This window comes from Candidatus Rickettsia mendelii, assembly GCF_057543435.1.
On sequence record NZ_BTGX01000010.1, the window covers coordinates 1 to 14,314 of the forward strand.

Here is a 14,314-nt window from a genome sequence, read left to right on the forward strand (position 1 = left end):
AATTAAATTACTAAAGCTAATAGTACTAATTTATCAACAATAGGTGATATAATAACTGAATTACAAAACAAAATCTTTGATGATAAAAGATATATATCCAAAGATTAATTTAATAACTTATATTCTCATGAGTTACCTTTATTTACAGGAAATACAGAAAAAATGAAAATCATTTGTTAGATATAGAAGACATAGTTTTATTATGCAAAAGATCGTTCATTCATTGAATCTATATTTAATGTTCTAAAAAAGTCTATGAATCTTAGAGCATTCAAAGCACAAATTACCTATGAACCTCCTATTCTATATCATTCTTGTGTTAATACTTACAATATAAAACTAATATTTTTAATCTCTCTATTCCTAACTTCTATCTATTTTTATCCTTACCTAATATTAAAAATATATAAAATAAAGAAGCAAAGGCAACTAATAAAACAGAATAATGGTTGCTAAAATACTAACTAGTTAAAAGTTATTAATATCTCATAAGATTGAAAAGTTATTGATTATTGTAATCAACAGCCATATATATAATGGCTTTATCAGAAAGTTGAGCATAATACAATGTAATAGATAATATTCTTTTCTAATTTCTCAAAATTATATAACTTGAAGTAATAGTCTATTATTAATAGAATCATAATTTCTCAATAATCAAAACAAAATAATATTATATATTAATTAATGTGCATGAAAGAGCAAATATAGTAGTATGTATAAAATGCTTAGGATATAGAAATGTTTATGAAAATTTGCTATAGCTTGAGAATAGCAGGGGGCAAATATAAGCAAATACACTTCAGTATCATTAAGAAATGGTCGAATTTTGTATTATCATTTCACAGGTGACAAGCAAGAAAATGCTAAAGTATATTAAGTTTATAACTGAAATACACCAATACTATAGCATATATAAGCTCTATTCCAGAAATATAAAAAATTTTTTTAGCAGGACTATAATAAAAGTACTGAAATGACCACGCAGCTATGTATATAGTATCACAAAATAAGAAAAGAGAGTTTATAAGTTCGTTTTTTTCTTTTATAACGTTAGTATTTTCAATATTGGCTTTTTCTAAACTTAATTTTATCTTTTAGTATTAATAAAACCTGAACTTGCTTTAATATTTATCTGCGTCACTATATTAGTTATAGTAAATGCACAAAATAAAAAAGCATACAGCTTCCTGAAAAGAAATCTCTATATAAAAACCAATAAGAAGTTTTACATTATGTTATGAATAAGAAAGTGAAGTGCTGGATAATGCACTTCACGATTTGGTAGAAAAGAACTATAATATGTCACAAGTGTGGTGTTTGTCAGGTGTTTGTCCTAAAGATTTTGAGGTATATTTTTTTTGCACTTCGAGAGGAGGAGTATAAGAAGTGGTAGCAGTAGCATTGTAATCATAAGAACTATAATAATAATCTTGTTTAGAAGAAGACTCAGAAACAAAATTTGTTGCTATTTCTTCTTTTGATTTTATTATACTAAAATGGTTATTATAAACTTCTAATCCAATAGAGTTTTGTATAAGAGCGTTTTTTAATAATAACTCAGCAGTAGCTAGTTCTTGAGTAGTTATTTCTGCGTTTAGGTTTTTATATGCATTTATATGACTTATCCAAATACTTGCTTCTTTTTCAACATCATAATTATTATTTTGTAAATTTTTTAGTGCTTGAGTACAAACTTTATGTCCTCGTTTACTGCCTATAGTTAAAAATAATTTTTGATCATAATCGCTTTTAGCTCCACCTATACCTTCTTGATTAAACAAGGCAAGACCAGTGCAAGCTTCAATGTTACCAAAAATAAGTGCTTGAGTTAATTGGCTTCTTGCTGTTATATAACCTCCTGTTACAAGAGGAGTTAAACCTTCACGAGATTCTAGTATTCTAGCATTATTGAACCCATCTAAAGCTCTTTTATATAGATTATTAGCAGTACGTAAAATAGTGTTATTGTTATCAAGGTAGCGAATATTATCTGATTTTGACATATGGTTAACCTATTTTGAGTTATTGTTATCTGGTATGTCCTTCATTTTTTCTATTTTGCTGATTAGTTTTGTTTAAATGTTTGTTAACCTCCATTTCTTTATTTTCTGAAGACAGTGAATTTTGTTTTTGTAAACCGTTTTTTAATTCTTGTTTGATATTTTGTTTCTCTTCTTCAGGTACAGACTTAAAATTAAATTTTTCTTTTAATTCTAAAACTTTATCACCAAGAGTATTTACTTTATTACTTTTTATACCTAGAAATTTATTACGTAATTCCAGATCTTCAATCTTACTTGTTTCAATTGCCTTGGTTTGATTAAGAAGTAAACTGGAGAAGTCAGCAAGAGCAGGATTATGTTGTTTAGCGCCCATCTCATCTATTTTCTTTATGATTTCATCTTGAATATCCTTACCTTCTTTACTTTTTCTATCTAAATCCTTAACCTTCTCATCAATCTCATCTTTCATCACTTTAGCTTCCTGCAACTTTAGCTGAAAGTCTGCTATTTTAACATTCTGCTGCTGTATTTTGTTCTTGAGAGCAGATAACTTGTGCTGTCCTTGTTCTAAGTCTTTATAACTGAGTTTTTCATTAGCTTTGCGTTGTACTTCTACTTCTCTAGCACACTGAGCTTGTTGCTTTTTATATGCTTTCTCTTGTGCTTGCATTTCTTGATAATGCTGATTTGCTCGTTGCTGAGCTTCTTTTAAAGCTTTCTCTACTTCATGCTCTTCTCTTAGTTGTGCTTCAGTTTTAATAAATGATTTAAGTCTTTCTGGATCAATTTCTTTTCCTACTTTTATATCATTTAATAAACCTTTTAATTCTTCATTTTCTTTCTTCTTCTGATCTATATATTTATCAGCATCCTGCATGGTTTTTGTATGCTGAGCTTTTAAAATATTATGCTTTTCATGTATCGTTTGCCTACACATAACATCAGGCTCTTGCTGCTGTAGTATTTCTAAGTCCTCGACAGATATTTTGGAAGAAATATTTTGTTCTGCATTTTCTTCTTTCTTAGAGATTGCAGCTTGTACACTTTTTATTTGTTCTATTAGTTCAGGATTATTAGTACTTGATAAAAGGCTCGCAGCTGCATTATTTAAACGTGCGAGCTCGGCAGGATTTATAGTAGCGATAAGTTGTGCTTTAATCGCATTTAGGTCATTTTTTACTTGTTTATCTTTATTACTATTGTCTGCCATTATACTTGAACTTTACCTTAAGCTGCTATTAGTGAAATAATCTATAACACTAGCTATAATAATAATTAAATATTAAACTCTATAACTAGTTATTATTAATTTTTGGTTCCCATTTAAAATAATTTTGTTAAATCAGGTGATAAAAATACAACATTCAATAATTTGGGGAGCATTATGATGTATTAGTATGCTTCAATCTTTTTTATCATCACGAAAAAAATCAGACTGATCCATTAAATTCTTAGCAATATCACTTTCTAAAAATTTAACTGATTTAAAGTATTTGGATACAAGTTTTATTACTTCATCACAAAATGCATCTTGCAAATCCTTACTTGCAGTTAATTTTTGCTTTTCAATTAGTCTAATAGCTTCAGATTTTCTATGCTCCAAAAATTCTTCAATTTCTTTAGTTTTTTCTTGAATAATTTTTTTTATAACCTCATTATTTTCTTTTACCATTTGAAGGCGTATAATTTCCAATTTATTTATTTGTGTGTTGGTTTGTTCAAAGAGTAAGATAGCATCTTCTTTTAACTTTTCAGCTTTTAGAACTCTTTCTTGAATTTCTTGAACCTTAGTATCTAAAGACTTTAAAATAGCCTTTCTTGCTGGTTTATAAATTAAGCATACAAAAACTATAAAACTAATGGCAAGCCAAAAGCTTTCATCTAAGAAATTCATTATTATTTTACTTTTATATTTTTTAGTAAATTTATATCTGCTTTAGTTCCACTAATTTTCTCAATTATACTAGCAGCAAGCTTTATACTTGCTTCTTCTTTATTATTACTAAATTCTTGGATTGCTAAATTTATATCTTTAATATTTTGATTTATTAATTTCTTTAAATCTTGTTCTAAATTCTTTTTTTTAATTAAAAATTCTGATTCTAAAAAATTTATTTTTTCTTTTTTTATCTTATCTATTTCAATATTTATTTTTTCTATCTCTTCGTTATAATGTTTATCTAGCTTTTCAGCCTCTAAAACTAATTTATCGGCTTGTGTAATATTATCTTGAATATTCACCTGTCGATTATTTAAAATCTCTTCGACTTTTGGTATTATAAATTGATAGACAAAAACATATAATAAACTAAAAGCAACAATAAACCAAAAAATTTGTGAATAATATGTAGCAATATCAAATTGAGGCATCTTTAAAAATGAATTTTAAGAAAAAATAAGTAACATCGCAATTACAAAAGAAAAAAGCCCCATTGCTTCAGTAAGACCAGCACCGATAAGTGCTATTCTTTGCAATGTTTCTGAAGCTGAAGGATTTCTCGCTATTGAATTAAGTAGTGAGCTAAATATGTTACTAACACCTAAAGCTGCGCCATACATACCAATAGCCATAAGTCCTACACCAATAAATTTTAAAGAAACTATATCCATAAGAAATTCCTATATTAATTAATCAAATTTTATGAATAATATTACATTAATGTAAATTAATAGCATCATTAAGATACATACAAGAAAGAATAGTAAAAATATAAGCTTGAAGCACTGCAACAAAAATTTCAAACCCAATTAATATAACCATAAGAGGAATTGGTAGAAATTTCAAGTAAATCATTAATGAAACAGTAAAACCTGCTATTACTTTTAATAAAACATGACCTGCCATCATGTTAGCAGCAAGTCGTAGCGATAAACTAACCGGTCTTGCCAAATATGTAAACAGCTCAATTATTATCATTAATGGTGCAAGCCATAAAGGTGTACCGTACGGTAAAAAAAGAGTTAAAAAGCGCATACCATGCTTTACAAAGCCAAATATAGTTACCGTTAAAAATACTAAACTTGCTAAAGCAAAAGTAACGATAATATGACTAGTAACTGTAAAGCTGTATGGCGTCATACCAAGTAAATTACAGAATAAAATGAAAATAAATAAACTAAAAATTAACGGAATAAATTTATGTCCTTTTGCACCTATATTCTGACTTAACATATCAGCTACAAAATTATAAATTATCTCAGCACTTATTTGTAATCTAGAAGGCACTAATTGCTGTTTATAGAAAGCTAAGTAAAAATAAGTTAAAGCTAACATACTAGCGAGTAACATGTAAGCACTTGAATTAGTAAAGCTGATATCAAAACCAAAAACTTTTATGTCTATCAATTTTTTGATATCAAATTGTACTAAAGGAATATGCATCATTTTCTTACTTTTTATTATTTAGTTTTTGCTTTATTATATTAAACCCAGCAATCATTCCTATTATTGTAAACATAATAAGGAATAAAGGTTTAGAATTAAGTAGTTTGTCTATAAATATTCCGCTCACAACACCTACCATTGTGCCTGAAACTAAATCTATAGCTATATTAAGCGAGTTAATCTCTTGTCTAGTTTTTAAATTAGAGAGATTAGTAGTTTTTAACTCTTTAATTCTTACAGTAATATTTTTTAATTTTTCTATATTCATTAAGTTTATATGCATTTAACCTATAAATCCATTTTGTTTGTTGTTTCTTCTTTTTTTACTTCTAGAGCTTTATCTATTGCTGTAGAAATATTATTTATACTATAATTTCCAGTTTGTGTACCGTTAACAAAGAAAGAAGGAGTACCTATAAATTGGGGTGTCTTTGATACAAAATTAGTATTAGCAATTAATGTTTCAGTAATTTTATCATTATTTAAACATTGTTTATATTCTTCTGGATGGACACCACCAAGCTGACCGATATCAGTTAATAATTCTCTATATTTATTGCTATATGCCCACTTGTCTTGTTGTTTTAATATGATAGTATGAAACTGCATAAAACTGGTTATATCACCTTTACAACGTGCTAAAATTGCAGCATCCAAATCTTGTTTAGTAGCAATAAATTCACGAATAACATATGCAATTTTATTAGTATCGATATATTTTTTCTTAACTTCCGGAAAAATTGTCTGATGATAATAAGCGCAATGCGGACATGTAGGAGAAAAATACTCCACTACTACAACATTTGATTCTTTATTACCAAGAACTATGTCACTATTATCAACTTTAAAAGTGACTTTAAGAGGCTTTTTTTGTTCTTGTGATTCTGAATTCAGTACTTCATTAATCTGATTATTATCATTAGCAGGAACTATTGATTCAGTTACATTTTTAGAATTTGTAGTCCCTTGCTTTGTTTCTTGAGAAGGTTCAGTATTTTGCTTTTTATTATTTTGTGCAGTTTCTTGCTCTACTATTTGCCATTCTTCTTGCTTTTTATCCTGTTCTTTTTCTTCTGAACAGCTACTCACAAATAATAAAAATATTAGCACAATAAAAATACTTCGCATATTTATTTATCCTTATATTAATATTAGTATTAACTTTATTACAAATTTACAATAAGATTTTATTAACTTTATTTCAATAATAAATCACTTTTGCTTATAACATAAATCTAAATCAATAAAATATCTACTTTATAATAAAAGCAAAATATGCTATAAGGATAACAGTCTAGCTTTAAGTTCTTAGGCACTAAAACCACTACAGAGGAATTAAATAATGGCAAATACAACACAATCCGAATATAAAACGGAACAAGAATCCGAGTTTAAAATAGGGCAAAGAATTGTCTATCCTGCGCATGGAGTAGGTGAAGTAACAAACATAGTATATCATACTATAGCTGGTACTGAAATTAAAGTATATGTAATTTCTTTCCCTCAAGATAAAATGATACTAAAAGTTCCTGTTAATAGAGCTACAATTGTTGGTCTTAGGGCGGTTGCAAGTAAGAAAGATCTAGATATCATATATTCAACTCTTCAAGGTAAACCAAAACAAGGAAATAGAATGTGGAGCAGAAGGGCACAAGAATATGAAAGCAAAATTAACTCAGGTAATATTGTAGCCATTGCTGAAGTATTACGTGACTTACATAAAAATGTTGATAATGATCGCTCTTACAGTGAAAGAACCCTCTATGAAGCAGCTTTAAATAGACTTGCAGGCGAACTTGCTATTCTTGAAAATATACACCCAACTGAAGCCATTAATAAGTTAGTTGAAGTATTACGTGAAAAATTAGTAGCATAAATAATATTCAATATTTACAAATATTATTGTAAGCCAATCTTTGGCACTGCTTATTCCATGATTCTCTTTTATCATCCAGCGAGGTTGTAGCGACATCTAGAAAAACATACTATCATTGGTTGTTTAGATACCATAGTCAAGCCCTAAAGGTTTCATAAAATAATTTTTTGATCTATGCGGTAATGATATTGAGAGTCATGTAGGTAACAATTTAAATTGTTTACAAGAACCTAATATTTATTCTACTAAAAGATAGTTAATTCGGAATTTTTCTAGTGTAAAAGTAACTATATAATCAGTAAACTCTTTTAGCAATTTCTCATCAGTTATTTTCTGTCCTTTATCATCATGAGCAGTTAACAGTTTTGAATTAAATTTTTCAAGAATTTTTTTCTTAATATCATCAATATTATGTGTACCGTCTAGCATTTCTAAAATGCATTTTTCATGTACTTCTATGCTTATCATATCATTAAGCCTATTTGTTACACTAACTGTAGTATTAGGCTCATTAAAATGAGCATATCTTGCTTGATATCTAGCAAGTTCACTGGTTTTAGGTTTTTCAGTAATAGTTGCTACAGCATGCGGTTTACTTGAAAATATTTTGAGATAACCTTGAAAAATAAATTTAATAAAATGTTGTTCTAATGCAGCTAAAAAATCTTGTAACTGATATTTACCAAGCTTTTTAAAAGCTTCTTTAGCAACTTGTTCAAAGTTTATTGGATTGCTAATATTATCAGAATATACATACAAAATAGCTTTTATAATTGATGAAGTAGTGGAAATAAAAGGATTGGGTAAATTCTCATAATAAAAGCTGACATTTTCTTGCTCATTTGTTAAATTAACTTGGTTTTCTAGGGTTACTGGTCTAATGTTAAAGCTAGTGTAAAACTCTTTTAAGTTATTAAACTCGATTTTTCTATTTATTGGTATGTTTTGATGACATAATAATGTAGAACGGAATTTCCTATTAGTAATAAAATCCATATATTGTTCAGAGCGAACAATATCATTAATAGCTTGTAGTTTTTCTGCTGATTTAGCAGGTAAATTGCCAAGAAACATAGCTGGAAGCAATGCATCACCTAAATAATTAAGATGATGCTTTTTAGCATTATCCATAAATTGATGAAAATATACACCTGTATTAATTTCCCCTAAATATTCGTGTAGCACATATGAATCCGTATACATAGATAATAATTTTGTTTCATCACGTAAGAAATTAGAATAAGGAGCGGTAGAATTTTCTAATGATTCATTGATAAATTTTAAAAATAACTTAGCTTGTTGTAATTTATCACGGCTAGTATTAAAAAACTCTGAATGAAACATCATCATTTCACGGATTGTTCCTTGCATATTCCAACCAGGTAAAGTATTATAACTTATAAAAGCTATACCATTTTGGTTTAGTAGTTTATTACATACTTCAAGTATTTTACCTTGTACTTCTTTTGGTACCCATGAATATACACCATGGCAAATTATATAATCAAACTTACCATAAGATTCATCAAGATCTAATATGGATAACGCCTTTAATTTAACATTTTTAAGCCTCAAATCATTGATAACTTTATTACCTAATTCTATTTGTGTCTTAGATAAATCTATACCAAGAGAGTGTGATTTAGGGTATTCTTCAGCAAAATTAAGCATGTTAGTGCCGACTCCACAACCAATATCAAGTATCCTAGCAGTTTTAAGTGATGCTGGGCTTAGACCAAATAACTTACCGATAGTTCTTAAATGAGATGGTGAATTATAACTGAAAGTGAACGGAGAGTAAGGCACTTCATCATATGATATTTTATTAGTTTGTTTTGACATATTTTTCCTAAAAAAAAATAATTTTAAGCAATTTTAAAAGATTAATCAAGAAGTTTATAATTTTATCAGTTGCGCTTTGTTCACAAAATTTTCTATACCTTCTACATTAGTGGCTGTAACCCATAGTTGTAAATTTAAATCAGTAAAAAACTCTGTTAAATATTGGCGTCTTCTATCATCTAGATGAACGAAAACTTCATCTAAAAGCAAAATGGGTATTATCTTAGTTAATTTTATAGCATAATTCATTTCCGCTAATATTACTGCAATTAATATAGCTTTCTGTTCACCAGTAGAACAAAATTTTGCTAAAATATTTTTCTTTTTATGTTTTACAATAATGTCGCTTTTATGAACTCCAAAACTAGTACGTCCTAATAATTGATCTTTACTTCTTGCTTTATAAAGTTCTACAATAATAAAATCTATAACTTGTTCTTCACCATTTAGTATTTTTTGTTCTATTATACCGTCAATTGACAGTTCAGCTTTTGGAAACTCATTTTCAAGATCATCAATTGCCTGCTGCATAAAATTTAAAGTTTTTAAGCGTTTATTAGCAATTTGGCTAGAAATATTTGCCATTTTTTCTTCAATGATTTTGAGCCAGTTATCATCTCTTATACCTTCTGCTAGAATTTTATTTCTCTCATACATATAATGTTCATACTTACTAACTAGCCCTGCATACCCTGAATCAAAATTATAAACTATTCGGTCAAAGAATTTTCTCCTATCACTACTACTGCTTGTAAAAATTCTTTCCATTTGCGGAGTTAACCAGGCCATACTAGTGAATTTGTTTAACTCATTATTTGCTATTTTTGTGTTATTATATTCGGTTATTCTTCTATTTGAACTACGTTTAAAAGATGTACTAAACTCTGCTAGTCCAAGTTTACTTTGCAATAAAGCTTTAATAGAGCAATAATTTTCTGAATCTTTACATATGTCAGCAAGCTTTGCTGAACGAAGCCCTTTACCTGGGTAAAAAAGTGATATTGCTTCCAAAATATTAGTTTTACCACTACCATTTTCACCTATTAAAATTATTGGTGTATTATCTATTTTTACTTCAAAATTTTTAAAGTTACGGTAATTCTCAAGGATTATGGAATGCAGAAAAATATTTTTCATCTAGATTCTACGTTTGAAATTTAAACTAATCTAGAAAGGAAAATAAAGGATAATTATAAAGAAATATATGAAAAACTGAAAGCATATGCAAATTAAGTATTTAAATAACATTATTAAATCTGATTACAGAAAGCTCAAACGTTCGTCAAAATAATGCCTTGCTTTAAACCAATGAAAACAGCTTATGCAGCTATCAAAGAGTTTGAGATCACATGAATATGGAAGCTCAAGGTACTTAAGCTGACATATTATTACTGACAGCTCATGAGTTTGTTGAAGAATTTTTTCTAAACTCTGTATCATTACTTGTCATTACTCCCCATTTATAATAGGATTTTTTAAATTTATTTTAAAGCAGAAAGAAAATGAGCATAGTTAAAAGGAAAATTATATTGATATGCCGCCACTTTTTTTAAAGCCAGCACGAGCTTTTTCAAGTTTTTTAATAAGTTTATGTGAATATGATTTGATATCTTTTGCTTTGCCGCCCTCATACTTTGCAGCTAATTTCATGCCACCTTTTATCATATTATAAGCAAAATTCATTAATTTTGTTTCGCCGGCTATTCTTTTTGGGTTCATAAACATATAAATTTGATAAACCGCAAAGCTTTTAATTAAACGTTTTAAATCTATTCTAGCTTGTTTAGTTAAACCTTGTAATTTATCTTTAGGATTTACAAGATTTTTATTAGCATCTCTAACGATTTTAGAATGTTGATGCATTAAATAATTACTAACTTCTGTAACGTTCTTACTAATAAGCTTTTCATCCATCTTAAGCATTTTAAGCTTTAAGTTTTTAGTTTTACCTAAATATTTGTGAATTAATAAGATAACTTGTGTTTGTAGCTGCGTTAAATCCATACTTTGTTCATTTAAGATAGCAAGTATCTGCTCTAACTCATACTCAAACTCTTCATTTTGGCTTAGCTCCTCAAAAATTTCTTCTACTTCTTTACTCTCAAGTACAACATTATCACTAATACCCAATAATGCATCTTTTATTTGATCAGCGATTTTTTTTGTATCTTCAGGAATTTGATCATTTCTCATAATCTAATTCATCATTAAATATATAACTTTAGACTAACACCTCATGTAGTTGTCTGTATAATTAATTAAAATACCTTAAAATATAGATAATTTTAATTATAGACCCAGGATCTAAATAATCAAGGCTATAAAATCCTTGATCATCTTATATATTTCTTTATGTATAGTCAATGATGACCTAATAAAATCTAGACTCCATTGGGGAAATAACATTGTTGTGTTAGATTCAGCCTTATTACAAATAGGGAATAAGGGTAAGTAAGGATATAGAGTTTAGAAAAAATTCTTTGACAAGCTAATAGGTTGTCAGTAATAATTCTAATTTCAGCTTAAATACCTTGAGCTTCTATAGCTCAATTTCCTTTTTTAAATATTCGTATGACCTCAAACTCTTTGGTAGCTGCATAAGCTGTGTTATTTCTTAATTCCATCTTATTTTAGGACTTTACTCTGTCTGCAATTACCTACACATCCTATTGTAATGCAATCACTTTATAAATTATACGCTCAGAAGCGTGCTCATACATTAAAAATATCTTCAAAAAAGCTCTATTAGTATTCAATTTGCTAATTTTTTGAACACTATGAGATAATATTTTTAAGGATCATGCTATTCTACCAATTTTATAGCTAAAACTATGTCTTTAGCTTCTCTAAAAATACTTAAGCATTAGAAATTTAATGCTGTACTATGATCATACTTACTAATAATTAATTTACTAGATATTCTTATCATTTAGGTAAAACTTAAATAGAATATAATTCTTGACATATTAGACAATAGAATTAAATTGTCTTGCTATAGATCTTGTATAATAATTAATAGGATTGGGGATGATTATGCATGAATTAGATTACATAAATGTGGATAGTAAATACTTAGATTTATCAAGTATGTCACCTGATGAAAGTTTTGACGTATCCAGTTTTAAAAAAATAGCAGATTGTATTAAAAAGAAAGGAGCTGTTAATATTAGTACATTGAAACTAAGTTACAATAGAATAAAGAGTCTTGAAGGTATTAATGAAATATTAATAGGTAGTAATATTAAGGATCTTGACCTTTCAAATAATCCTATAAAAGATATTGGTAATTTATTAACAGGTAATTTAATTGCTCGTCTTAGTTTTGCTTATAATAAAATAGGTGATAAAGGTGTTAGAGCTTTAGCTAATGATCTTAAATATAATAAATCCTTAATTGATCTTAATCTTAATGATAATGAAATAGGTGATGAAGGTATTATGGCTTTAGCTGATACTCTTAAATATAATAAATCTTTAACTTATTTTGATTGTAGTTTTAACGAAATAGGTTATGAAGGTGCTAGGGCTTTAGCTGATGCTCTTAAATATAATAAATCTTTAACTCAGCTTAATATTCACGATAACGAAATAGGTAATAAAGGTATTATAGTTTTAGCTGATGCTCTTAAATATAATAAATCTTTAACAGAGATTGGTCTTGCTTATAACAAAATAGGTGATGAAGGTGTTAAGGCTTTAGCTGATGCTCTTAAATATAATAAATCTTTAACAAAGATTAGTTTTGCTTGTAACGAAATAGGTGATGAAGGTGTTAAGGCTTTAGCTGATGCTCTTAAATATAATAAATCTTTAACAAAGATTAGTTTTGCTTATAACAAAATAGGTGATGAAGGTGTTAAGGCTTTAGCTGATGCTCTTAAATATAATAAATCTTTAACTTATTTTGATTGTAGTTTTAACGAAATAGGTTATGAAGGTGCTAGAGCTTTAGCTGATACTCTTAAGTATAATCACTCTTTAACTCAGCTTAATATTCAGGATAACATAATAGGTGATGAAGGGACTAAGGTTTTAGCTGATGCTCTTAAATATAACAAATCTTTAACTCAGCTTAATATTCAGGATAACATAATAGGTGATGAAGGGACTAAGGTTTTAGCTGATGCTCTTAAATATAACAAATCTTTAACTCAGCTTAATATTCAGGATAACAAAATAGGTGATGAAGGTGCTAGGGCTTTAGCTGATGCTCTTAAATATAATAAATCTTTAACAAAGATTAGTTTTGCTTATAACGGAATAGGTGATGAAGGCGCTAAGGCTTTAGCTGATGCTCTTAAATATAATAAATCTTTAATTCAGATTCATATTCATAATAACATAATATACAACCGGAGTATAATATACGATATAGAAAAAAGAATTAATTATAATATAACATTGGTACAAAAATTAGCTTCATTCTTGATAGATAAATTCTTAGTTGATAGTAATGTAGATTATTTTGTTAAAATAAGTGCAGCACAATTTTATAAGAATGTAAATAAAGAATTGTTAATGGAATGTTTACAAGACAAAGTTGAAAATGTAGATGCTGTATTTACAGCAATAAATTGCTTTATTAAAACAAATGCTTTTGCTATTGCTGGAGTATGTAAAGAAATTCAATCAAACTCTGATGTTACTTCTTCAGGACATATAGCAGATTTACCACCTGAAATGATAGTTGAAATTACATCTTACTTAGATAATAGTAAGTGGGGAATAGAAGCAGAAGTTACAGCATTAGGAGAACATGATTTATTAATAAATTTAGGTTAACTATTTACAAATAGGGAATATAGAGTTTAGAAGATATTCTTTAACAAGCTAATGAGTTGTCAGTAATAATATTTCAGCGTAAATACCTTGAGCTTTCATATTCATCAGATTTTAAATAATGTTATTTAAATTTAATGTGCATATGCTTTCAGTTTTTCATATATTTCTTTTCTAATTTTAGTTAATCGATAGTTCTAATGTAGGTTAGGTTTTTCTCGATGTTAATTGTTTTGCGATATGAATATTCAATAGATAGCTTTCAAAGCTTGATTTAAGAAACTCTTAGCCGCATTAGTATTACTTATTAGAGTAGTACAAGCAGAAGTAAATAAAATCGATAGCATCTCCATTCTTATCTAAAATTCTATATAGATATTCTTACTTACCTCTTAACTTTAAACATATGTTTTATCAATCCTCCAA

Annotated in this window: 13 protein-coding genes; 2 read left to right on the forward strand and 11 right to left on the reverse strand. The window is 27.7% G+C overall.

Translation table 11 applies throughout. The annotated features are described in order from the left end of the window. Positions 1-1,295 precede the first annotated feature (1,295 nt). The 8 genes from AC27F4_RS01480 to AC27F4_RS01515 all read right to left on the reverse strand — a co-directional run bounded on the left by AC27F4_RS01480 (position 1,296) and on the right by AC27F4_RS01515 (position 6,519). Complete coding sequence (locus tag AC27F4_RS01480; protein ID WP_487061387.1) at positions 1,296-2,006, reverse strand: hypothetical protein; 711 nt, start codon at positions 2,004-2,006, stop codon at positions 1,296-1,298. A 25-nt stretch (positions 2,007-2,031) separates the two neighbouring features. Further along, on the reverse strand, positions 2,032-3,216 hold the full coding sequence (locus tag AC27F4_RS01485; RefSeq protein WP_487061389.1) for a hypothetical protein: 1,185 nt from the start codon (positions 3,214-3,216) through the stop codon (positions 2,032-2,034). Between the two features lie 192 nt (positions 3,217-3,408). Then, positions 3,409-3,900: a F0F1 ATP synthase subunit B gene (locus AC27F4_RS01490; RefSeq protein WP_487061391.1), complete on the reverse strand. Its 492-nt coding sequence runs from the start codon at positions 3,898-3,900 to the stop codon at positions 3,409-3,411. 2 nt (positions 3,901-3,902) lie between these two features. Continuing rightward, on the reverse strand, positions 3,903-4,376 hold the full coding sequence (locus AC27F4_RS01495) for a F0F1 ATP synthase subunit B family protein (protein WP_487061393.1): 474 nt from the start codon (positions 4,374-4,376) through the stop codon (positions 3,903-3,905). 15 nt (positions 4,377-4,391) lie between these two features. Continuing rightward, positions 4,392-4,616 (reverse strand): F0F1 ATP synthase subunit C, encoded by a 225-nt coding sequence (locus AC27F4_RS01500; RefSeq protein WP_487061395.1) that lies wholly within the window; start codon positions 4,614-4,616, stop codon positions 4,392-4,394. Positions 4,617-4,662: 46 nt separating this feature from the next. Continuing rightward, the gene (locus AC27F4_RS01505; protein WP_487061397.1) at positions 4,663-5,391 is read right to left on the reverse strand and encodes a F0F1 ATP synthase subunit A; all 729 of its coding nucleotides are present in this window, start codon (positions 5,389-5,391) and stop codon (positions 4,663-4,665) included. Between the two features lie 4 nt (positions 5,392-5,395). Continuing rightward, the gene (locus AC27F4_RS01510; RefSeq protein ID WP_487061411.1) at positions 5,396-5,659 is read right to left on the reverse strand and encodes an AtpZ/AtpI family protein; all 264 of its coding nucleotides are present in this window, start codon (positions 5,657-5,659) and stop codon (positions 5,396-5,398) included. Positions 5,660-5,679: 20 nt separating this feature from the next. Then, complete coding sequence (locus tag AC27F4_RS01515; protein ID WP_487061399.1) at positions 5,680-6,519, reverse strand: DsbA family protein; 840 nt, start codon at positions 6,517-6,519, stop codon at positions 5,680-5,682. A gap of 214 nt (positions 6,520-6,733) precedes the next feature. Here AC27F4_RS01515 and AC27F4_RS01520 point away from each other — a divergent pair, with 214 nt between their 5' ends. Continuing rightward, on the forward strand, positions 6,734-7,267 hold the full coding sequence (locus tag AC27F4_RS01520) for a CarD family transcriptional regulator (RefSeq protein WP_487061401.1): 534 nt from the start codon (positions 6,734-6,736) through the stop codon (positions 7,265-7,267). 237 nt (positions 7,268-7,504) lie between these two features. Here AC27F4_RS01520 and AC27F4_RS01525 read toward each other — a convergent pair whose 3' ends face one another. The 3 genes from AC27F4_RS01525 to AC27F4_RS01535 all read right to left on the reverse strand — a co-directional run bounded on the left by AC27F4_RS01525 (position 7,505) and on the right by AC27F4_RS01535 (position 11,302). After that, positions 7,505-9,109 (reverse strand): methyltransferase regulatory domain-containing protein, encoded by a 1,605-nt coding sequence (locus AC27F4_RS01525; protein WP_487061403.1) that lies wholly within the window; start codon positions 9,107-9,109, stop codon positions 7,505-7,507. A 54-nt stretch (positions 9,110-9,163) separates the two neighbouring features. Continuing rightward, positions 9,164-10,246, reverse strand: a complete 1,083-nt coding sequence (gene recF, locus AC27F4_RS01530; protein ID WP_487061405.1) for a DNA replication/repair protein RecF — start codon at positions 10,244-10,246, stop codon at positions 9,164-9,166. A gap of 387 nt (positions 10,247-10,633) precedes the next feature. Beyond that, the gene (locus AC27F4_RS01535) at positions 10,634-11,302 is read right to left on the reverse strand and encodes a DUF5394 family protein (RefSeq protein WP_487061407.1); all 669 of its coding nucleotides are present in this window, start codon (positions 11,300-11,302) and stop codon (positions 10,634-10,636) included. Positions 11,303-12,142: 840 nt separating this feature from the next. Between AC27F4_RS01535 and AC27F4_RS01540 the strand changes: the two genes are divergently transcribed. After that, positions 12,143-13,891 carry a leucine-rich repeat domain-containing protein gene (locus AC27F4_RS01540; protein ID WP_487061409.1) on the forward strand — a complete coding sequence of 583 codons (1,749 nt, stop codon included), beginning with the start codon at positions 12,143-12,145 and terminating at the stop codon, positions 13,889-13,891. Positions 13,892-14,314: the final 423 nt, after the last annotated feature.

Bases quoted from the DNA above. Each gene is read 5' to 3' on its own strand.
- AC27F4_RS01480 (WP_487061387.1), bottom strand. From the start codon at position 2,006: ATGTCAAAATCAGATAATATTCGCTACCTTGATAACAATAACACTATT.
- AC27F4_RS01485 (WP_487061389.1), bottom strand. From the start codon at position 3,216: ATGGCAGACAATAGTAATAAAGATAAACAAGTAAAAAATGACCTAAAT.
- AC27F4_RS01490 (WP_487061391.1), bottom strand. From the start codon at position 3,900: ATGAATTTCTTAGATGAAAGCTTTTGGCTTGCCATTAGTTTTATAGTT.
- AC27F4_RS01495 (WP_487061393.1), bottom strand. From the start codon at position 4,376: ATGCCTCAATTTGATATTGCTACATATTATTCACAAATTTTTTGGTTT.
- AC27F4_RS01500 (WP_487061395.1), bottom strand. From the start codon at position 4,616: ATGGATATAGTTTCTTTAAAATTTATTGGTGTAGGACTTATGGCTATT.
- AC27F4_RS01505 (WP_487061397.1), bottom strand. From the start codon at position 5,391: ATGATGCATATTCCTTTAGTACAATTTGATATCAAAAAATTGATAGAC.
- AC27F4_RS01510 (WP_487061411.1), bottom strand. From the start codon at position 5,659: ATGAATATAGAAAAATTAAAAAATATTACTGTAAGAATTAAAGAGTTA.
- AC27F4_RS01515 (WP_487061399.1), bottom strand. From the start codon at position 6,519: ATGCGAAGTATTTTTATTGTGCTAATATTTTTATTATTTGTGAGTAGC.
- AC27F4_RS01520 (WP_487061401.1), top strand. From the start codon at position 6,734: ATGGCAAATACAACACAATCCGAATATAAAACGGAACAAGAATCCGAG.
- AC27F4_RS01525 (WP_487061403.1), bottom strand. From the start codon at position 9,109: ATGTCAAAACAAACTAATAAAATATCATATGATGAAGTGCCTTACTCT.
- recF (WP_487061405.1), bottom strand. From the start codon at position 10,246: ATGAAAAATATTTTTCTGCATTCCATAATCCTTGAGAATTACCGTAAC.
- AC27F4_RS01535 (WP_487061407.1), bottom strand. From the start codon at position 11,302: ATGAGAAATGATCAAATTCCTGAAGATACAAAAAAAATCGCTGATCAA.
- AC27F4_RS01540 (WP_487061409.1), top strand. From the start codon at position 12,143: ATGCATGAATTAGATTACATAAATGTGGATAGTAAATACTTAGATTTA.